The sequence below is a fragment of the Parablautia muri genome (assembly GCF_009917485.1).
Classification (GTDB): Bacteria; Bacillota; Clostridia; order Lachnospirales; family Lachnospiraceae; genus Suilimivivens; species Suilimivivens muri.
In genome coordinates this window covers 1-899 of the sequence record NZ_QZDT01000184.1, presented here as the reverse complement: position 1 = coordinate 899, position 899 = coordinate 1, and the positions used below count along the sequence as shown (strand labels likewise).

1 protein-coding gene is annotated in these 899 nt (G+C 43.4%); it reads left to right on the top strand.

The genetic code is table 11. The features are described from left to right. Window positions 1–617 (top strand): IS256 family transposase (locus D5281_RS25100; protein WP_160562559.1); only part of this gene is annotated, 617 nt, incomplete at its 5' end. Between the last annotated feature and the right edge of the window lie 282 nt (window positions 618–899).

Sequence of the window (899 nt, the reverse complement as noted above, 5' to 3'; positions counted from 1 at the left end):
TCAGTATTACCGTAGGAGCAAATGAGACCAGCAAGTTCTGGCTGGGGATGTTAAATGACCTGAAAAACCGCGGATTAAAAGATGTATTGTTCTTGTGTGTTGATGGGCTTGCCGGATTTAAGGAAGCAATAGGTGCAGTCTACCCACAGGCCCAGATCCAGAGGTGCGTGATCCATATGCTGAGGAATTCCTTCAAATATGTCAACTATAGTGACCTGAAGAAATTTTCCAGCGATTTCAAGGCTGTCTATAATGCCCCAACTGAAACGGCAGCATTTTCAGAGCTGGAAGGGCTCAAAGAAAAATGGGGGAAAAAATATCCCTACGCAATCAGCAATTGGGAGAATAACTGGGAAGATGTAAGCTCCTTCTTCCAGTTTTCACAGGAGCTCAGACGGATCATGTATACCACAAATATCATTGAAGGGCTTAACCGCCAGTACCGGAAAGTAACCAAGGCGAAAAGTGTGTTCCCAAGTGACCAGTCGCTGGAGAAGATGCTGTATCTGTCCAGTGAAAATATCACAAAAAAATGGACCCAGAGATACCGCGGATGGGATCAGGTGTTGAACCAGCTGATTGTACTGTATAGGGAAAGGCTGACCCAGTATCTGTAAAAAGGAAAGACCCGGGCAGCTGAGCTTAAACTTCAAGCTGCCCCGGCTTTATTCCATCGGCACCTAAAGTATTGCCAGAAAACCCCAGCTTTATTCCTGAGGCCGGGTGTGGGCAGAGCCCACGAAAAGTAAACTTTAAGATGCCTTTATTTTCATGCAAAAAAATCCGCACAGGATGTATAAATAGTCCAGTAGAGGTTATACTATAAATAGAAAGAACATTCGACAACAATAAATTCATAAAATAGACAGCAAAATTTTACATATCGAACTCTTATCAGA